The following is a 20,058-nucleotide window of genomic DNA, read 5'->3' as shown; positions in this document are numbered from 1 at the left end:
GTGTATCCCCTATTTCTGCGTTTTTAAATTCAAATAATCTAAAGATTAACCCTTCCTGATGAGAAGGGGTCGCCATTCTAACCAAGTTATCCACATCTGTCATGACGATTTCGTTTGATTTTGTCTAAAAAGAAATCTCTTGTGAATAAATTTAAATTCAAATCGGCTTGTGTATAACTTTTTGCACAACCTGTGGATAAATTAACACATAAACTTATCCACAATCCATAAATATAATAAAAACAGAGTTATCAACAACCCAAATACATGTTTTTTAACTTTAAAAGTGCGAAATCCACAGAAAAAGTCACCTCTAATAAGAATAAATTTAAATTTCTAAATTTGAATTTATTTAATAGGAGGATGATCTTTTGTGGATAACTGCAAAATATGAATTTAAATTCAAATGCTGTAAATCAAAACCAAGATGATATCTTGTTTTGTTGATAAATATGTATATAAGGTGTGTATATATTAAAAGTTCTAATAAAAATAGACAATTACTTTGTGTATAACTTTTAAAGCTATATATTGCCCTAAATTATGGAAAGAATAAAAAGAAGTAAAAAGATTAAAAATTTGGGTTAAATACAAAACTTTCTTAGTTTTTCATTGACAGCGTAAACATTGCACAATAAAATCGCGGACCTTTATAGAAAGATCATTTTTGGGAGTTTCAATATGAAACGTACTTTCCAACCATCTGAATTAAAGCGTAAACGCGTTCATGGTTTCCGTGCTCGTATGGCAACTAAAGCTGGTCGTCAAGTATTAGCTCGTCGTCGTGCAAAAGGTCGTCATAGCTTAACTGTTTAATACTGTTACGCTGACCAGACTTGGGTGTGATGACACTTTACAGTTTTAGCACAGACGTGCGAATACGCTGTGCTGCAGATTATAAAAGTGTATTTGATGGTGCGCTTTTTAAAGTGCATCAACCCCATTTTTTATTTCTTGCAAAATTAACCGAACAGCCTAAAAGCCGTTTGGGTATTGTTGTTGCTAAGAAAAAAGTGCGCCGAGCGCATGAAAGAAATCGAATAAAACGTCTTGCTCGTGAGAGCTTTCGTCTACATCAGCCGAATTTTGGATCAGACATAGATGTTGTAGTGATGCCGAAAGTTGGTATAGAAACGATTACGAATGCTGAGCTATATCAACAATTAGATTTTGCTTGGCAAAAATTACAGCGCTTAGCAAAAAAACATTCTAAAGTTGGCACAACCTCGCAGAATTAAGAGATAGCCAATGGTCCGTTTTCTACGTTGGTTGATTCGACTGTATCAAATTGCGATTAGTCCGCTTCTTGGACCCCGTTGTCGTTATATCCCGACTTGTTCCCAATATGCGATAGAAGCATTGCACACTCATGGTGCGATAAAAGGCGTTTGGTTATCTTCTAAACGGATTTGTCGTTGTCATCCGTGGGGAGGATCTGGATATGATCCGGTACCGCCAAAAGCAATTCGTTTTATTTCGTTTCATCAAATAGATTCTCAAACGCATCATGTTGCTGTACCCTTTCGTGATCGTTTACTGAAGCAAAATCTCTCTAACCATTTGGGGTAATAGATATGCAACAATGGGCCAGGTTTGCAATTCTCGGGGCCATGTTTGTCACCGCATATTTGCTCATTTTGGCTTGGCAAAAAGATTATGGAAATGCTGCAACTGCACCGCAACAACAAGCGGCGGCTGTAAGCTCGCATGAAGTATCTGCTGATTTGCCAAATGCTAAAAATGCAACAGTGGCTTCCGATGTGCCACAAGCAAATATTGCGCAGTCACAAACCACAGATGCAACTGCACCTGTGAATCAACAGCTTATTTCAGTACAAACTGACCTTTACCATATTTGGATCAATCCAAAGGGTGGTGATATTGTTCGTATTGAATTACTCTCACACGACAAAAGCAAAGACAGCGATCAACCTTTTGTTATGCTTGAAAATGATGCCAAGCGTACATATGTTGCTCAATCTGGCTTAATTGGTTTGAATGGACCAGATAGTAGTCGTGGTGGTCGTCCATTATATGCTGTTGAAAAGACATCATATACTTTGGCTGATGCTAAGGGTGTACAGGACCAAAAGGGTCAATCTGAAAAAGTTTTAAACGTTCCAATGGTATTTAAAACACCTGAAGGCGTTGAAATTATTAAGACTTTTACCTTTACTCAAGGTCAATATCCAATTGTTGTAAAACATCAAGTCATTAACCGTAGCCAACAAAGCTGGCAAGGTCAGATGTTTGGACAATTAAAGCGCGATAATTCTGAAGATCCTGGTAAGTCTTCTCAAGGTATTTTCACTCTAGGAACTTTCTTAGGGGGAGCTTGGGGAACACCTGATGCACATTACAATAAGCTTAAATTTGCTAATTTCTCAGAAGAAAAAGTAAATACTGAAGCGAAGGGTGGATGGGTAGCAATTGTTCAGCATTACTTTGTAAGTGCTTGGATTCCTGGAAATCTTAAGTTGACTCAAGCCAATGGTCAGCCTTATGTAGCTAAGCTTGAATCTCGTCAATCTGCTGATCACATGAATATCATTGGTTTTACCTCACCAGTGATTAATGTTCCGGCAGGCACTTCAATGGAAGTGGATGCAAAACTTTATTCAGGTCCAAAAGTACAATCAGAATTAAAAGATTTAGCTGTAGGTTTAAATCAGACTGTTGATTATGGTTGGTTATGGCCAATTGCTAAACTCTTGTTCTTAGGTCTGCAATTCTTCCATAGCATTGTGGGTAACTGGGGATGGTCAATCATCTTGCTTACCATTATGGTGAAGATGATCTTGTGGCCTTTATCTTCAAAAAGTTATCGTTCTATGGCGAAAATGCGTGTGATTGCACCAGAAATGCAACGCATGAAAGAAGAGTTCGGTGAAGACCGTATGCGCTTCTCGCAAGAAATGATGGCTTTATACAAGCGTGAACAAGTAAATCCACTTTCAGGTTGTTTACCATTATTGCTACAAATGCCAATTTTCCTTGCTTTGTACTGGGTACTCATGGAAAGTGTGGAATTACGTCATGCACCATGGTTAGGCTGGATTCAAGACTTGTCAGCAATGGATCCTTGGTTCATCTTGCCGTTAATCATGGGTGCTACCATGTTTGCGCAGCAAATGTTGAACCCACAACCCGCTGATCCAATGCAGGCAAAAGTGTTCCGCATTATGCCGATTATGTTCACGGTATTTATGTTGTTCTTCCCTGCAGGTCTCGTGCTGTACTGGATCGTGAACAACAGTATTACTATTTTACAGCAGTCGTTTATTAATAAGAGCGTTGAAAAAGGTCGTATCAATAAGACTGAATCAGCTTCTTAATCGTTGAACTTTTGCTGAATAAATCCGCTTAAGATGGTAATCTTAGGCGGATTTTTCTTTGGCTGGATTTTAGGTTTTTAGGTGAATAATATGCAAAGTCAAACCACGATTGCCGCAATTGCAACGCCACCAGGGCGTGGTGGTGTGGGCGTGATTCGCCTATCTGGACCTAAGGCTTATGAAATTGCTCAAAAACTGACACAAAAGAACTTGCCAGAAGCGCGTATGGCGGGTTTCCGTAAATTTTATGATGCTGATGGCAGCATTATGGATGAAGGGATTGTTCTATGCTTTCCCAATCCTCACTCGTTTACAGGTGAAGATGTTGTAGAACTACAAGGTCATGGTGGTCCAGTCATTCAAAATGCCTTGCTGGGACGTCTATTTGAGCTGGGCGCAATCGCTGCAAAAGCTGGCGAATTTTCCATGCGTGCTTTTGAAAATGGCAAGATGGACTTGGTACAAGCGGAAGCTATTGCTGATTTGATTGATGCGACTTCGCAAGCTGCGGCACGCTCTGCAGTTCGTTCTTTACAAGGCGCTTTTTCAACAAAAATTAATACAGTTTTAGAAAAACTGATTCATTTACGCTTACATGTTGAAGCCGCAATTGATTTTCCTGAAGAAGAAATCGATTTCTTGGCAGATGGCAAAATTTTAGCTCTACTTGAAGATGTTCAGCAGTCGGTACATGCTGTTCAAACCTCTGCACGACAAGGGCAATTATTACGTGAAGGTTTACAAGTTGTTATTGCGGGTAAACCAAATGCGGGTAAATCGAGCTTATTGAATGCACTTGCTGGTGTTGAGCGTGCAATTGTGACTGATATTGCCGGTACAACTCGTGATGTTTTACATGAAAAAATTAGCTTAAATGGCCTACCAATCACCTTAACAGATACTGCGGGCCTTCGTGAAACAGGAGATATCGTTGAAAAAGAAGGGATTCGTAGAGCAATCAAAGAAATTGAACAGGCTGATTTGTTATTACTGGTTTATGATTTAAATCAAGGTGATGATCCATTAAAACTTGCTCAAGAATATTTTGCTGAACACATTGAACCACGTCGTTTAATGTTAATTGGTAATAAATGCGATTTAACTGGTCAATTAGCTGAAATAGGCGATTATCAAGGGTTCCGTCATATTACAGTTTCAGCGAAACAAGAGATGGGCGTACAAGGCCTCGTAGAGGCGATTACAGCGCATGCAGGCTTTCATCCTGAGGAAGACACCTTTATTGCAAGAACACGTCATTTAGACGCAATGAAGCGCACACAGCTCTATCTTTCAGAAGCACGCGAGCAACTCGTTGTGTTTAACGCAGGTGAACTGGTTGCTGAATCACTACGTCTTGCTCAAAATGCTTTAGGTGAAATTACCGGCGACTTTAGTGCCGATGACCTTTTAGGCAAAATCTTTGGTTCATTTTGTATTGGAAAATAATTAAAAAACTCTGAATGATGCACTTAGCTGTGTCATTCAGTCATTTTGTTAACCGTATCTTTTAAAAACTTTTAAAAACTCATCTAATTCATTCTGATCGACTTTTGCTTCTTTGAGCACGTGGTGGTGTAAGTGCTGTTCCATCAATTCACTCATCAGGCCATTTATTGCCCCTTTAATTGCAGCAACTTGTTGAAGTATTTCTATGCATGAAATATCTGGTTGCTCAACAGCATGCTCAATACTATTAATTTGCCCTTTTAGTCGTTTTACACGATTAACTATTTTTTTATCCTGACCGACGTGACTCATCTGTGTTCTCTTGTATAATTTAATATACTGGTAGGGAGTATATTGGGTTTAAATTTTATGCAGGAACATAGTGTATCACGTCATCATCAACATCAGTTTGATGAAGGAAATCCACTTGCACAAAAACGTATTTTGATTGCAACAATTTTAACGGCATCCATGATGGTGTTAGAAATATTCGGTGGATGGTTTTTTAATTCAATGGCGCTTCTGGCTGATGGTTGGCATATGAGCTCACATATGTTGGCACTCGGTTTAGCCTATTTTGCTTATCGTGCGGCTCGTCATTACTCCAAAGATCGTCGGTTTAGTTTCGGAACATGGAAAATCGAGATTTTAGCGGGCTATAGCAGTGCAATTTTGCTGATGGTTGTCGCTATTTTTATGGCACTTCAGTCGATACAACGTTTATTTAATCCAGTTGAGATTTTTTATAATGAAGCGATTCCTATTGCAATTTTAGGTCTGGTCATTAACTTGATTTGTGCATGGTTACTTCACGATGATGGGCACCATCACCATCACCATCACCATCACCATCATGACCATGGGCATCATCACCATGATTTAAATCAAAAAGCTGCTTTTTTACATGTGGTTGCAGATGCAGTCACTTCTGTTTTTGCAATTGTTGCGCTTTTCGCAGGTAAATATTTCGGATGGGATTTTTTAGATGCACTTTTAGGGATTTTAGGTGCTATTTTGGTTGCAAAATGGTCTCTTGGCTTAATGAAAGAGACAGGGAAAACACTTCTAGATGCAGAAATGGATCATCCAGTGGTAGAAGAAATTCGTGAAGTGATTGCTGAATTTCCTAAGAACCTTGAAATTACGGATCTTCATGTTTGGAAAGTCGCCAAAGGTAAGTTTTCTTGTATTTTGGCCCTAGAGACTGATGATATTTCTTTAAATGCAGACCTGATTCGTCATGCTTTATCGATTCATGAGGAAATTGTGCATATATCAGTAGAAATTAATATTCTAAAACCTACTTATGTTCCACGTGAAACATTGGCATAAATGAGTGGCAGTTTGGTTATAACTCGGTAATCAATTCAGCTTTTGAAAACAGAACTGATTAAAATAATCTCCTCTCCTACCTAGAGTCGGTTTTATGCTTAAAAAATTAGGAATATTGGCGTTATTTAGCTTAACTGCAACTATGAGTTTCGCTAATGTAGATACTGTTAGGGAAAATATTAAAAAACAATATCCTAATTTGAAAATTAGTAATATTCAGAAAACCGAAATGTCTGGGCTATATAGCGCTAATCTCGATCAGCAAATCATCTATGTGGGTGAAGATGGGCAGCATATGTTTGTAGGTTCTATGATTAGATTAAAAGACCAGAAGAACTTAACCAAAGATTTGGTGTTAGGACAAAACTCAATTGATTGGAAACAGCTGCCTTTAAAAGATGCCATTAAAACAGTCAAAGGTAATGGACAGCATGTTTTAGCCGTTTTTTCTGATCCAAACTGTCCTTATTGCAAGCAGCTTGAACCTGAACTCGATAAGCTTAAAGACGTAACTATTTACACCTTTATCTATCCTTTAAAGCCTCAGTCTATTGTGGTTTCTAGACAGGTTTGGTGTGCACCGAATCAATCTTACTCATGGAAAAAACTGATTCAGCAAGGGGTTAAACCAATAGCTGCGAGCTGTGTAAACCCAATTGACCGTAATTTGGAATTAGGAAAAAAACTAGGTTTTAATGGCACTCCTACCTTAATTTTTGCAAATGGTTTTAAGCTGGTGGGCGCACGCTCTGCTGAAGAAATTCAGGCAGTTTGGAAAGAGTTAGGCCTTTAAAATAAATTAAAAAAAGCACCCCAAGGTGCTTTTTTTATAAATGAATTAAAGTTTAGCTTTTTCGTGCAATCAAATTGTAGATAAACAAAATAACGATGGCACCAATCACGGATGCGATGAAGCCCGCAGCTGAGTTTTCGCCATATAGTCCAAGTAAACGACCACCATAAGTGGCTAAAAGTGAACCTGCAATACCAATCAAGGTAGTTACGATGAAACCTGCTTTATCATCCCCTGGATGCAAAGCGCGAGCGATTAAGCCAGCAAAGAAACCAACTACAATAGCGACAATAAGTGACCACATATTTGTTCTCCAGTTGTTTTTTTGATGAAGTTAATGATTTTGCTTCATATTGTATCGTGCGGTAGAGCTGTCTATTTTGTCTGTAGCAGATTGCGACTTTTTGTGTCTTTTTTGTTCAAAGCTAAGGTTTTATATAAAAAAATAGCACCTTGCGGTGCAATTTTTATGAAATTTATAAACCAATTTCACCGATAAAAGGTAAGTGGCGATATTTTTGATCGTAGTCTAAGCCGTAGCCTACAATGAATCTGTCTTCTACTTCAAAACCTAAAAATTTAACTTCGAGATCAATTTCACGGCGAGATGGTTTACTCACTAATGTGCAAAGTTGAATCGAATTTGGCTCACGAGTTTGCAACATTTCAACTACTTTGCTTAAGGTATTGCCAGAGTCGATAATATCTTCGACAACCAGTACATCCTTACCGCGTATTTCACCGTCAAGATCTTTTAAGATTTTAACATCTCGACTTGAAGTCGTACCACCGCCGTAGCTAGACACTGTCATGAAGTCGAGTTCATGCGGTTTGGTAATGGTACGGCACAAGTCTGCCATGAAAATAACAGAACCACGAAGTAATCCAATAAGGACTAATTCTTTATCACTATTTGCATAGTGAGCGTTAATTTGCTCGCCGAGCTCTTTGACTTTTGCTTGAATTTCTTCGGTTGAAATCATGATGCTCATTGCAACAGTCATGGCAGATTCCTACAAGATATAAAAGAAAAAATAAAAAAGGTGTTGACCTGCAACACCTCGAAAATCTGAGTTAATGGTAAAATTTTAAAGCAAAATGACGTTTCATGCACCCTTTGATGACTTTGAAATTTTATCATTTTGCGAATTATGGCGATCACGTTTTAACAAAACAGCACATATTCCAAATAATAACAAAAACTTAACCACCCGATTTTTATTGGGCTGTTTCTTTTTGATAAGCACGTTTTCCATAAATATAAGTCGCCTCAATATTACGGTCATCACCTAAAGTGAATAAAGCAAACAGCGAATCTTCAACAGATTTAGATTTAGACTGGCGCAGTTGCTGTAATGCGGTCGGCTTAAGATTCAATACAACAAAATCTGCTTCTTTACCGACATTGAAATTGCCTAACTGATCTTGTAAATCAAGCGCTTTTGCTCCACCTAAAGTTGCATGATAGAGCGCTTCATAAGCTGAAAGTTTATCGCCTTGTAACTGCTGTACCTTATAAGCCTCGTTAACGGTTTGCAGTAAACTAAACGATGTACCAGCACCGATATCTGTACCCAAGCCCACTTTTACTTGTTTTTCCCATGTTTTTTTCAATGGGAATAAACCACTGCCTAAGAACAAGTTTGAAGTTGGGCAAAATGCGATAGCAGACTGCGTATCATGCATGCATTGCCATTCTTCATCTTCTAAGTGAACGCAATGCGCAAATACAGAACGCTTACCAGTCAGGCCATAATGTTGATAAACATCTAAATAGCCTGCTTGTTCAGGAAATAAAGATTTTACCCAAGCAATTTCATCTTTGTTTTCACTTAAATGCGTATGTACGTAAACATCCGGAAATTCTTGTTTTAACTGCCCTGCTCTTTCTAATTGTTCAGGTGTAGACGTCGGTGCGAAACGTGGTGTAATCGCATATAGAGCACGGCCTTTACCATGCCATTTTTCAATGAGTGCCTTGGTGTCGTTGTAAGCTGTTTCTGGCGTGTCACAAAGCGCTTCAGGAGCATTACGGTCCATGAGTACCTTCCCTGCAATTAAACGCATCTGAACGCGCTCTGCGGCTTCAAATAAAGCATCAACAGACTCGGGATGAACTGTACAGAAAACGAGGGCTGTAGTTGTACCGTGTTTTAACAGTTCCTGAACAAAGAACTGGGCAATTTCACTTGCGTATGCTTTGTCATGAAACTGGATTTCAGTTGGGAATGTATAAGTATTGAGCCAGCTTAAAAGTTGTTCGCCGTAAGCTCCTACCATTTCGGTTTGTGGAAAGTGGATATGGGTATCAATAAAGCCAGGTACAATCAATTGCTCTGGGTAATGTTGAACTTCAACTCCAGTAGGAAGATGCTGTTGAGCGTCTTCCCATGCTCCAAACCATTTGATTTTTCCATGTTCACTAATCAATACACCATCTTCCAAATAACGTACTTGATTTGGAATATCAGTTGGCTCAGAGACAGTTTGTTGAATATCTAAAAAACGACCACGCACAACGGTGGTATTTGCAATCGATGACATGGAAAGCCTATATATTTTCACTTTTTTCGGTTGATTGTACCCCAGTTAGCCAAGATTTAAACGGTATAACGTTTACTTAGTCCCCAGTCAGCCAAAATCCGTCGATAAGTCGTTGATGAACGGTCTGCTTCAAAATGTGCTTCCATCATTAAATCAAGCGGTAGTTCTTCTGGCTTTTGTGATTCGACCATGTCTTGATCTTCGGCAAAAATTTGAGCATTAAATGCGTATACCTTTTCTAAATCACCTGTCTGATCAAAGTTACGGGTGAGTGGAACAAATAAACGGGTTTTATTGCTCGAAATAGGACAGCACGCATTCAAGATTTTTAAGACCCCACCTTCTGGAAAATCGACTGTAAGCACGGCTGAAAAAGGTGGATAGACTTCAAAGGTGCGCTTCCATAAAAAGCCTTCTGGTTCGAGATGCTTTAGCTCATGCGGATAGTTACTGACATTGCTGATATAGACCGTTTTTAAGCCATATTCAGTACGTTCAGTGTGATATTTAGGGACGACGGGATTATCACGACTCGCAAAGGCATTGTGATGTACCCAAGCAAAATGAGCGACATCAATAAACCCTTCAAGTTGACGTCCACTAGAACCGCCAATATCCACAAAAGGTGGCAAAATCGCTTGATGCTCTGCATGGTCCCAAGTATCTAATACAGGAATATTGGCTTGAGTAATATCACGACCATGAATACTGGTCCAAATGAGGCCGTATCTTTGCACAACCGGAAATTTGGTCAGAGAAAAACGATCAGAAATTTTGGTTAACTCGGGTTGAGCTGGTATTTGAATACATTTGCCTTCGGTGTTATAGCGTAGACCATGATAAGGACACACAATGTCATCACCATCGACCCAACCTTTGGTTAAAGGAACACCGCGATGAGGACAAATGTCTCGGACCAGATGAATTTCACCACTTTCTGTTTTATAGAGTGCCATGTTGACGTCTAGTAGCGTGACGCGTTGAGGCGCGGTAGAGACATCTTGAATACGGGCAACTGGATACCAATGACTTGATAAAATTTCCCAATCTTTTGCATCAAAACTGCTGTTACATGGCATGGCAAGTGGCGTTAAAGTTGGAATAGCATTCATAGCATCACTCCTTAAAAAAATCAGGGCTCTCGCGAGCCCTTAAAATCTAGGCTTTTTTCTTTTTAGGAGATGCAAAGAGCTTGCCAATATCACTTTTTAATTTTGAAAATGAGAATAATGTTTTTAAAATTCATAAGATTAAATTATTATATTTTTGAATTTTTGTTCTAATTTAGCTTTAAAAATAAATATTCATTATTTGTTATATATCTAAAATGCACTATTTGATTGCGAACCAAGCATAATAAAAAAGCACTTTATAAGTGCTTTTTTATAAATTTCTATACGGTTTTACTCGACAAAATAATGTGCTGCAAAGTGGGCATCATTACCGATAATGTCATAACAATCTTCACGGATAGACATGCCTGCACATTGATGTCCAACCATCCATAAACCGAGTGTAGGTAGTTGTCCTGAAAATAATGGGGTATCTACCCATTTTTGTACAACATATCCGTATTTGTCATAGTCATCAAAATAAAAGCTACCAGAAGCTGAGCCTTGGTCGTGACCATCTTGTAAAATTCGAATATTGGCCCCTTCCCTTGCCAAAATCGGCTTTTTCACCCATTTGCCAGACAAAACTTGTTGCGGGTCATAGGTATGGGTTTCGACCAACAATGGATGGTTTGGATAACGCTTCCAAAGCTCAACCAAAATCGCTTTATTTGAAAGTAACATTTTCCAGCAAGGTTCAATCCACTGTGTTTGTGGGTGAATATATTGAGAAAAGGCTTCCTCCCAAATCCATTCCCATGGATAGAGCTTAAATATGTTTTGAATGGGGCGATTATGCAGATCGACAAAATCTTGCCCGTTCCAGCCTATGTTTTCCATAGAAAGCTCGGAAACTTGTAGATGAGCTTGATAAGCCGTATCTATCAAGTACTCTAAATTACCCCAGTCCTCCCTTCCGGCTTCCTGACAGGCAGCAAAATGTACATGGCTACCACGCGGTAAAATTGTCTTCCAGCGTTTAATCAGATCTTCATGAATGCTATTGAATTGATCTCGGTTAGCAATGCCTGAGACCTGTTCTATCCACAGCCACTGCGCGACAGAAGCTTCGAGTAAGCCAGTCGGTGTGTCTGCGTTATATTCCAGCATTTTGATATTTCGCCCATCGTAAGCGAAATCAAAGCGACCATAGAGCATGGGTGCATTTTGTTTCCACGAATGTTCAATGTGGCTTATGGCTGTTTCTGGAATTTGAAAATAAGCTGGATAGTCCCCGCTTTGAATGAGATCTCCTACTACCGATAAACACATCTGATGTAGTTCATTTGCCGCATCTTCCAGTTGTTCAATCTGTTTAAGGGTAAACTCATACGCAACCCCTTCTGACCAGTAAATTGAGCCATCAAGAGAAGGTAAATTAAAATAATCGAAACCAATATTTTGATGCTCCACTTGCCAGTCTGGGCGCGGAGTAAATATTTTTCTTTTCATATTAAGTGAGTGCCTAAAGACTTAGCCGCCAAAAGAAAAACCGCTACGGCCAAAACCACCACGAATTGGGGATGAAGAAGAAGCGCTTTTCGCCGTACTTGAAATAATGGGGCGACCTACACTCAAATTGCTATAAGGGTGTAATGTATTGCCATGATAAGAAACTTCCCGATTATTTTGATAATACGCAGGCCCTAAATAGCGGCTACCGGCATAACTAGAACCATGTCCACTTGAGCTATTTTCTTCTTTACAAGTTTGGGTGTTCCAATCGCGAGCACAGTCATATTGGTTGTTATATACGTCTTGTACTAAAGGTCCATCATTATGGCTACATGCCGTGAGTAATAGAGGTACAACGACGAGATTAATTTTTTTAGAACGCATGAGACTCCACACATTTTAATAAGTATGTTCGGCATAAAATACCGAATAGCTGTTATCTATTATGTTTCTGATTAGGAAAGATAAATTTTAGGTTGGCATATGATATTAATCTGTTTTTTTAAAGTACAGTCTCTTTTGAAGATTTAGATAACAAGGCATCTCTCTTGTAGATGCCTTGTTGTGATGAATTAAGACTGCAATTGCTTTTTGTTGTGTCGTAAAGAGAGGTAAGCCGTAATTGCTAACACTATTACGATAAAGCTTAATGAGATCCAGATTGGCATGTGGAATACATCAAGCAACAACATTTTTGCACCAATGAACAATAAGATGATGCCTAAGCCATATGGCAAATAATGCAATTTAGTCGCAGCGCCAGCAAGTAAGAAGAACATTGCACGTAAACCTAAAATTGCCATTAGGTTTGCTGTTAAAACAATAAATGGATCGCTCGTTACCGCGAAAATAGCAGGGATAGAGTCTACTGCGAAAATCACATCTGAAGCTTCAACCAAAATCAATACTAAAAATAACGGCGTTGCCCACAATAAACCGTTTTGACGTACAAAGAATTTGTCGCCTTCAAGCTGTGGGGTAATACGCATATGGTTACGTAACCATTTTAAAATTTTGATGTCTTCGATATTGGTTTCTTCTTCTTGACCTTTTAAGAACTTGAAACCTGTATATACCAAGAACGCACCGAAAATATAAAGGACCCATGAGAACTCTTGAACGAACCATGCACCAATAAAAATAAAGAGGGTACGCAGTACAATTGCGCCTAATACGCCGTAGAGCAAAATTTTACGTTGCAGCGCAGCTGGTATAGCAAAAGCTGCAAAAATCATTAACCAGACGAAAACGTTGTCAATTGCGAGGGACTTTTCAAGTAGGTAACCTGCAAAGTATTCCATGGTTTTTTGGTTTGCTAAGGTCACCCCAACCGTTTGTTGTAGGTAAAGCCATAAACCACCACCAAATAAAGCCGCGATGCTTACCCACGCCACACTCCAGTAAGCAGCTTGCTTAATTGAGACATCCTGTCCTTGCTTTTGCTTAAAGCCTAAAAAGTCAATTAAGAGCATCACAATGACGATGCCAAAGAATGCTACGTACAGCCATAAATTGCCGATTGTTTCCATAAATCCTCCATACATCCGGCAATTGGGCATAAAAAAACCTCGACCAGTTGCCAGATGAATTAAACATCTGTATCAACATGATCAAGGTCTTGCCTACATCATGAATTTCACGATGCTCAGATACCGACTTTTTAATAAAAGTGTATTGACGATATCTGACACATAACATTGCTGTTATGTTTGGAGGAGGCTACTCCCCTTGTCAAACTAAATTCTGTATTGGATAAAACATATCCAAGTTCACATAGAATGGCAGATTTTTTTGTATTACGCAACTGAACTTAATGTCGTGGTTTTAATGCAAAAAAAATCTCTAGGTTATTTAATCAAACCACGGTCTAAAAGCGGTTTACATATAATTTGGTATAGGTGAATAAAGAATGCCGTTAAAGGCGTACCATAAATATTCCAGAAGTAATAACCTGCTACATTGACCAGTAGTGCGACAATAAAAGCACCCAACATGTCTAAAGGGAAATGCACACCTAAATAAACACGTGACCACGCCACTACAAATGACAAAAATAGCAGAATAATTCCAATCATTTTGCGCTGAGCAAACAAATAAGACAGGGCGATGGTGCTAAAAATCAGCATATGATTACTTGGAAAAGATGCTGTTGGCGCATGTTCAATAAAAGTTGTACCCACCCCCATCACAAATGGCCTTGGGTGGTGGTAAAACAGCGAAATAACGTAGCCCACTAAAAGCGATACGCAGGTTAAAAAGACAGATTTAATGACCCTATTTTTTAAATCTTGATCGCCATAAAACCATAAGAATGTAAGGATGAATAAAAGAATATAGAGGAGATCATTAGCAAAAAAGATAGCAAGACGAATGATAAATTGACTCGCATCCTGAGCCCCATTAATTACATGGAATAAGCTAAGGTTGAGTGTTTCTAAAGACATTCATATTCCAAACAAGAACAAAAACGTGAGCTATGATAAAGAATTAAGCTTAAGGTCTTGATAAAGAATTGTCACAAAAGTGAAATATAGTTCGTTGATGGGTAAAGTTTAAACAACAGGTCTAGATAATTTTTAATGCGTGATCTGGGCGTTGAGATTAAAGTGTTAACGTGTCGGCACTTTATACGAGAACGTTATTTCATGACTACTCAAGAAAAACAGAAAAAATTAAGTTTAAGGCCCCTATCTCCAAGAGATCCAAAACAACCACATAGAGCAGCGACTCCCCTCGAATTATTGTTCGATTTAATTTTTGTGGTCGCAATTGCAACAGCTGGTCAGCAGTTACACCACGCGATTATTGAAAATCACCTCTGGCATGCACTGCCAAGCTACCTGATGGTATTTTTTGCGCTGTGGTGGGCATGGATGAATTTTTCATGGTTTGCCTCAGCATATGACAATGATGATGCTTTGTATCGCTGCCTTACCTTTGTGCAGATTGTAGGTTCATTGGTCATGGCTGCGGGTATTCCTGATGTGTTTCACAGTCAGGATTTTGACATCATTATTGTAGGCTATGTGATTATGCGCTTAGCTTTGGTTACCCAGTGGTTGAGAGCCGCAAAACATGACCCTGAACGACGAATTACGGCTTATCGCTATGCGATAGGCATTGTATTAGTTCAGGTAGGTTGGTTAGTTGCTAATTTCGCGCACATACTTTCTATCCCCGTTTTTTTATTTTTAGTAGTGATGGAGCTATTTATTCCCATCTATGCAGAGAAATATTCTCCAACGCCGTGGCACCCTCATCATATTGTAGAGCGCTATGCCCTACTCACAATTATTGTGTTGGGTGAGTCGATTGTCGGTAGTTTTAATGCAATACGTGATGCCTTAGCAGCTCAGTCCATGAATATCCCTGCTGTATTCTTGATGATTGGTGGATTAATGCTGATGTTTGCCATGTGGTGGGCTTATTTTGACCGTAGCGAACAACACCATCATGTTAAAGGTGTACGCCCTTTTGTTTGGGGATACGGCCATTATTTTGTTTTTGTCAGTATTGCTGCGGTAGGTGCGGCGCTTGCTGCTGCTGTGGATGTCACAACCCATCATGCGCATATTTCTGATTTATATATGGGAATAGTCGTTGCGTTTAGTGTGGTGCTCTATACCACCTGTATTTGGATACTTTACGAGTTCCAATGCTTATCTGGAATCACGAAATGGTTTTACCCGATCACAGCACTGATTATTTTATGTATTCCGTTTATTTGTAATAACGTGGGATATAGCGTTTTTGCGATGGGTATTGTCTATAGTTTACGTTTAATCGTTTCTAATAAATTTTTGGATAATATAGAACCAGAAAAGGTTTAAAAACAGAAAAATAAAAAACGGGTTTCAATTTGAAACCCGTTTTTTATTGAATCATCTAAAGCGGAAGTTAAGCAGCTTTCGCTTTTAATGCGCTCATTAATTTTTGATGTAAGCCACCAAAGCCACCGTTAGACATAATCACAACAGCATCGCCCTCACCTGCTTCATTGACAATACGTTCAATAATTTCATCAAGTGAACGACTGACTTGAGCACGGTTAGAAGCAGCTTCAATTACAGGTTGTAAATCCCAATCTAAACCTTCTGGCTGATACCAGATAACGTCATCTGCTAAACGCGCTGAATGTGCTAAGCCATCTTTATGACTGCCCATACGCATAGTATTTGAACGTGGTTCAATAATGGCCCATAAACGGCGTTCACCTAAGCGCTTACGCGCACCATCTAAAGTGGTGTCAATTGCTGTTGGGTGGTGAGCAAAGTCATCATAAACCTCAATGCCGTTGACTGTGCCGAGTAACTCCATACGACGTTTTACACCACCAAAGTTAGATAAAGCTTCACAAGCTTGTTCAAGCGCAACACCTACATGCTGAGCAGCTGCAATAGTTGCCAAAGCATTCGCTACGCTATGTTGCCCTGTCATGCTCCACTTTACTTCGCCAACCACATTGCCATTTTCAAGTACTTTAAAATGGCTACCATCAATTGAGATTAATTCAGCCGATAAAGCAGCTTTTTCATTTGCTTCTAAACTGGTACGAATCACGGGTGTCCAGCAGCCCATTTCAAGTACTTCATCAATATGAGTTTCAGTAATTGGCGCAATAATACGGCCTTCACTTGGAATGGTACGCACAAGATGATGGAACTGCTTTTGAATTGCTGCTAGGTCATCAAAAATATCAGCATGGTCAAATTCAAGATTGTTTAAAATCGCCGTTTTCGGATGATAATGAACAAACTTAGAACGTTTATCAAAGAAAGCAGAGTCATATTCATCGGCTTCAACACAGAAGTATTTGCCGCCACCTAAACGAGCACTTTCACTAAAGCCAAGTGGAACACCACCAATTAAAAAGCCTGGATTTAATCCCGCCTGATCAAGTACCCAAGCCAACATAGTCGTTGTGGTTGTTTTGCCGTGAGTACCCGCTACACCAAGCACGTGTTTACCTTGTAAAACATGATCAGCAAGAAATTGTGGACCGGAAATATAAGGCAAGCCTTCGTTCAGCATATATTCAACGGCATCAATACCACGTTTCATGGCATTTCCAACAATAACCAAGTCCGGATGAGGCTGTAAATGACTACGGTCGTAGCCTTGCATGAGTGTAATGCCTGCGTTTTCTAACTGGGTAGACATTGGTGGGTAAACATTTAAATCGGAACCAGTTACCTTATGTCCTAAATCACGAGCTAAAAGTGCTAAAGAGCCCATAAAAGTGCCACAAATACCCAAGATATGCAGATGCATTGCTCGCCTTCTCCACTGCTTTTGTACACACCATTAATATGAATTGCTGGGTGTGCATTATTGATAAATTTGCCAGCAACGATAGCAAGGCTAAACTCGAAAAGATAGTCAAAAATCGTTGTTGTTATATGTGTTTGAGGCCCTAATAAAACTACAGCTTTATTTTTTGGATTTAAGCTGAATTACAGTTTTATCTTTTATAATATTTTTGATCCATATTAATTCTTAAATCATCGTGATGATGAAGGATGTGCCTTTGAGCCCAACGGTTTTAGCTTTTGCTTTCTTAATTATCTCTAATTGCTTTATGACGCTCGCATGGTACGGGCATCTCAAATTTTTACACCATGCTCCCATTTGGCAAGCAATCCTATTCGGTTGGATTATTGCCTTACTTGAATACAGTTTTATGATTCCCGCTACTCGTATATTGAGTGCGCAAGGTTGGTTACTCGGTGAAATGAAGATCACTCAGGAAGTGGTCACGCTGGTTGTGTTTGTACCATTTATGATTTTCTTATTTAAACAGCCATTTAAACTCGATTACTTATGGGCGATGTTATGTCTATTTGGTTGTGTTTATTTTGTATTTAGAAGCCAATAAGCAGTAAGAGCTTGTAGAGAATCAATTATTCAATACAAGCTCTTACTCTTCTAAATATCTGATGATCTTGCAGGATGTTTAAATAATATTAATAAAATTTGAGAAAGTGTCACCGTTAAACCATGACAATTTTTTATGAGAATAAAAATATTCGCAGAGCTGGTCAGTTAAATTTTCGTGAGATGAAAAATCAGTCTATAATAACGGGCTTCCGAACCATTTAAAACTTGGCTCTCGTCGAGATTTATCTTCTTTTACTTTTGTCTCTGGAACATTAGCAATGAATGCGGCCGCAGCACAAGACGCTCAACCTCTCGTTGGAATTATTATGGGTTCTCAATCTGATTGGGCAACTCTCGAAAACACAGCCAATATGCTTAAACAGCTTGGTGTCCCATTTGAAGCGGAAGTGGTATCTGCTCATCGTACTCCAGATCGTTTATTTGAATATGCAGAAACAGCACGTGATCGCGGTATTCAAGTGATTATCGCCGGTGCAGGTGGTGCAGCGCATTTACCTGGAATGTGTGCCGCAAAAACTGATTTACCTGTTTTAGGTGTACCAGTTAAATCATCAATTTTAAATGGCGTAGACTCTTTGCTTTCAATCGTACAAATGCCAGCAGGTATTGCAGTGGGTACTTTGGCGATTGGTCCGGCTGGTGCGACGAATGCAGCAATTATGGCTGCACAAATTTTAGGTTTAACACGTCCTGAAATCGCAAAAAATGTTGCTGATTTCCGTGCTGCGCAAACTGATAAAGTTGCAAGCAAAAATATTCCGGGTCAGGTGTAAGAGGCTGAGATGGATAAAACTATCGGTATTTTTGGTGGTGGGCAACTGGGCCGGATGATGGCTCAAGCAGCGTTACCATTAAATATTCAATGTACTTTTTTTGAAGCAAATACAGATTGTCCAGCAGGTGTTTTAGGCCAAGTTTTTTCTAGCCAAGATGAGCAAGGCTTAAAGCAGTTTATTGAAAGTGCGGATGTTTTCAGTCTTGAATTTGAAAATACACCAGTTGAAGACGTTGATGTTTTGACACAAACCAAAGCATTGCACCCTCCGCGTGTTGCTTTAGCAACTGCGCAAAATCGTTTGTCAGAAAAAGCATTATTTGATGAGCTTGCTATTCCTGTTGCGCCGTATCGTGCAGTAGATAGTCTAGAAAGCTTGAAAAAGGCTGTTGCTGAGCTTGGTTTGCCGATTGTACTTAAGACTGCAACTGGCGGATATGATGGCAAAGGCCAGTTTGTACTTCGTTCAGAAGACCAGATTGATACTGCTTGGGCTGAACTTGGTCCTGCAAAAAGTCTGGTTGCTGAAAGCTTTGTTAAATTCTCTCGCGAAGTTTCAATTATTGCAGTGCGCGGTCAAAATGGTGAAGTAAAAACTTGGCCATTGGCTGAAAACCATCATCACAACGGTATTTTATCGCACTCAATTGTACCTGCGCCGAACAGTGAAGCTTTACAGCCTGTAGCTCAAGACTACATTACTCGTTTGTTGAATCATCTCAACTATGTAGGCGTGCTAACTCTAGAATTGTTTGTGACTGAACAAGGTTTATGTGCAAATGAGATGGCACCACGTGTGCATAACTCAGGCCACTGGTCAATTGAAGGCGCTGTTTGTTCACAGTTTGAAAACCATATTCGAGCTGTTGCAGGTTTACCACTAGGCTCAACAGAAGTTATTCGACCAACGGTTATGATCAATATTATTGGTCAACATCCTAAAACTGAAGATGTGCTTGCCTTAAATGGTGCTCATCTCCATCTTTATGATAAGTCAGAACGTGCTGGCCGAAAATTAGGTCATATCACTTTAATGCCTGTGGATAGTAATGAATTGACGACTTTATGCCGCCAATTGGCAAAAATTTTGCCAGAACCACTCGCTTTAACAGCAGATATGAACCTCTAAAATATTTTTAACTCAAAAAAGCGATCTTCGGATCGCTTTTTTTGTCTTTTAAATTTAAAAATAAGATAACTTACATATTTTGGTGCTGGGGATAACTTTAATTGGAACTTTTGAATTTAAAAAAGCTACTATAATTTGAATTTAAAACCTAAAATAGCTGCCCATGGTTTTTTTGAATTTAAAATTAGTTATCCACAAAAGTGTTTTTTAAATTTAAATGAGAAAGTTGGGTGGGTTTT

21 protein-coding genes are annotated in these 20,058 nt (G+C 39.2%); 11 read left to right on the top strand and 10 right to left on the bottom strand.

The window, feature by feature from the left end; genetic code table 11:
* Positions 1-681 precede the first annotated feature (681 nt).
* From rpmH to mnmE, 5 genes are all read left to right on the top strand, one after another.
* Positions 682-816, top strand: a complete 135-nt coding sequence (gene rpmH, locus SOI81_RS17440) for a 50S ribosomal protein L34 (protein ID WP_000831329.1) — start codon at positions 682-684, stop codon at positions 814-816.
* A gap of 29 nt (positions 817-845) precedes the next feature.
* Positions 846-1,238 (top strand): ribonuclease P protein component, encoded by a 393-nt coding sequence (gene rnpA / locus SOI81_RS17435; protein WP_005063921.1) that lies wholly within the window; start codon positions 846-848, stop codon positions 1,236-1,238.
* 10 nt (positions 1,239-1,248) lie between these two features.
* On the top strand, positions 1,249-1,569 hold the full coding sequence (gene yidD, locus SOI81_RS17430) for a membrane protein insertion efficiency factor YidD (protein WP_016142632.1): 321 nt from the start codon (positions 1,249-1,251) through the stop codon (positions 1,567-1,569).
* A 5-nt stretch (positions 1,570-1,574) separates the two neighbouring features.
* Entirely contained in the window at positions 1,575-3,335 is a 1,761-nt protein-coding gene (gene yidC / locus SOI81_RS17425; protein ID WP_016142631.1) for a membrane protein insertase YidC, read from the top strand.
* A gap of 90 nt (positions 3,336-3,425) precedes the next feature.
* A complete protein-coding gene (gene mnmE, locus SOI81_RS17420) occupies positions 3,426-4,781 on the top strand; it encodes a tRNA uridine-5-carboxymethylaminomethyl(34) synthesis GTPase MnmE (protein ID WP_239976422.1) in 1,356 nt (451 codons plus the stop codon).
* A gap of 48 nt (positions 4,782-4,829) precedes the next feature.
* Here the strand turns inward: mnmE and SOI81_RS17415 are convergent, their stop codons facing one another.
* Complete coding sequence (locus tag SOI81_RS17415; protein WP_239976421.1) at positions 4,830-5,093, bottom strand: metal/formaldehyde-sensitive transcriptional repressor; 264 nt, start codon at positions 5,091-5,093, stop codon at positions 4,830-4,832.
* Positions 5,094-5,135: 42 nt separating this feature from the next.
* On the opposite strand from SOI81_RS17415, the gene dmeF reads away from it, so the two are divergent.
* Positions 5,136-6,113 carry a CDF family Co(II)/Ni(II) efflux transporter DmeF gene (gene dmeF, locus SOI81_RS17410; RefSeq protein WP_320541070.1) on the top strand — a complete coding sequence of 326 codons (978 nt, stop codon included), beginning with the start codon at positions 5,136-5,138 and terminating at the stop codon, positions 6,111-6,113.
* A gap of 94 nt (positions 6,114-6,207) precedes the next feature.
* Positions 6,208-6,906 (top strand): DsbC family protein, encoded by a 699-nt coding sequence (locus SOI81_RS17405; RefSeq protein ID WP_239976419.1) that lies wholly within the window; start codon positions 6,208-6,210, stop codon positions 6,904-6,906.
* A 52-nt stretch (positions 6,907-6,958) separates the two neighbouring features.
* Here SOI81_RS17405 and SOI81_RS17400 read toward each other — a convergent pair whose 3' ends face one another.
* The 8 genes from SOI81_RS17400 to SOI81_RS17365 form a co-directional block, all read right to left on the bottom strand.
* Positions 6,959-7,210: a GlsB/YeaQ/YmgE family stress response membrane protein gene (locus tag SOI81_RS17400; RefSeq protein ID WP_002115476.1), complete on the bottom strand. Its 252-nt coding sequence runs from the start codon at positions 7,208-7,210 to the stop codon at positions 6,959-6,961.
* A 172-nt stretch (positions 7,211-7,382) separates the two neighbouring features.
* A complete protein-coding gene (gene hpt / locus SOI81_RS17395) occupies positions 7,383-7,910 on the bottom strand; it encodes a hypoxanthine phosphoribosyltransferase (RefSeq protein WP_002115408.1) in 528 nt (175 codons plus the stop codon).
* Between the two features lie 214 nt (positions 7,911-8,124).
* A complete protein-coding gene (guaD, locus tag SOI81_RS17390) occupies positions 8,125-9,450 on the bottom strand; it encodes a guanine deaminase (RefSeq protein ID WP_320541069.1) in 1,326 nt (441 codons plus the stop codon).
* 56 nt (positions 9,451-9,506) lie between these two features.
* Complete coding sequence (locus SOI81_RS17385) at positions 9,507-10,562, bottom strand: aromatic ring-hydroxylating dioxygenase subunit alpha (protein WP_320541068.1); 1,056 nt, start codon at positions 10,560-10,562, stop codon at positions 9,507-9,509.
* Positions 10,563-10,853: 291 nt separating this feature from the next.
* Positions 10,854-12,014, bottom strand: coding sequence for a glutathionylspermidine synthase family protein (locus SOI81_RS17380; protein ID WP_320541067.1), 1,161 nt, complete (start codon positions 12,012-12,014; stop codon positions 10,854-10,856).
* 21 nt (positions 12,015-12,035) lie between these two features.
* The gene (locus SOI81_RS17375; protein ID WP_320541066.1) at positions 12,036-12,401 is read right to left on the bottom strand and encodes a hypothetical protein; all 366 of its coding nucleotides are present in this window, start codon (positions 12,399-12,401) and stop codon (positions 12,036-12,038) included.
* A gap of 188 nt (positions 12,402-12,589) precedes the next feature.
* Positions 12,590-13,546 carry a TerC family protein gene (gene terC, locus SOI81_RS17370; RefSeq protein ID WP_239976414.1) on the bottom strand — a complete coding sequence of 319 codons (957 nt, stop codon included), beginning with the start codon at positions 13,544-13,546 and terminating at the stop codon, positions 12,590-12,592.
* Between the two features lie 318 nt (positions 13,547-13,864).
* Positions 13,865-14,461: an undecaprenyl-diphosphatase gene (locus SOI81_RS17365; RefSeq protein WP_239976413.1), complete on the bottom strand. Its 597-nt coding sequence runs from the start codon at positions 14,459-14,461 to the stop codon at positions 13,865-13,867.
* A 135-nt stretch (positions 14,462-14,596) separates the two neighbouring features.
* Between SOI81_RS17365 and SOI81_RS17360 the strand changes: the two genes are divergently transcribed.
* Positions 14,597-15,847: a low temperature requirement protein A gene (locus tag SOI81_RS17360; protein WP_239976412.1), complete on the top strand. Its 1,251-nt coding sequence runs from the start codon at positions 14,597-14,599 to the stop codon at positions 15,845-15,847.
* A 67-nt stretch (positions 15,848-15,914) separates the two neighbouring features.
* Here the strand turns inward: SOI81_RS17360 and mpl are convergent, their stop codons facing one another.
* On the bottom strand, positions 15,915-17,288 hold the full coding sequence (gene mpl / locus SOI81_RS17355; RefSeq protein ID WP_239976411.1) for a UDP-N-acetylmuramate:L-alanyl-gamma-D-glutamyl-meso-diaminopimelate ligase: 1,374 nt from the start codon (positions 17,286-17,288) through the stop codon (positions 15,915-15,917).
* A gap of 241 nt (positions 17,289-17,529) precedes the next feature.
* Between mpl and SOI81_RS17350 the strand changes: the two genes are divergently transcribed.
* The 3 genes from SOI81_RS17350 (at position 17,530) to purK (ending at position 19,819) form a co-directional block, all read left to right on the top strand.
* Positions 17,530-17,892: a DMT family protein gene (locus SOI81_RS17350; protein ID WP_081399724.1), complete on the top strand. Its 363-nt coding sequence runs from the start codon at positions 17,530-17,532 to the stop codon at positions 17,890-17,892.
* A gap of 280 nt (positions 17,893-18,172) precedes the next feature.
* Complete coding sequence (purE, locus tag SOI81_RS17345; RefSeq protein ID WP_002115451.1) at positions 18,173-18,688, top strand: 5-(carboxyamino)imidazole ribonucleotide mutase; 516 nt, start codon at positions 18,173-18,175, stop codon at positions 18,686-18,688.
* Positions 18,689-18,697: 9 nt separating this feature from the next.
* Positions 18,698-19,819: a 5-(carboxyamino)imidazole ribonucleotide synthase gene (gene purK, locus SOI81_RS17340; protein ID WP_239976410.1), complete on the top strand. Its 1,122-nt coding sequence runs from the start codon at positions 18,698-18,700 to the stop codon at positions 19,817-19,819.
* Positions 19,820-20,058 lie beyond the last annotated feature (239 nt).

It is taken from the genome of Acinetobacter pittii (assembly GCF_034067285.1).
GTDB lineage: Bacteria > Pseudomonadota > Gammaproteobacteria > Pseudomonadales > Moraxellaceae > Acinetobacter > Acinetobacter pittii_E.
This window is presented reverse-complemented; position numbering and strand designations above follow the sequence as displayed.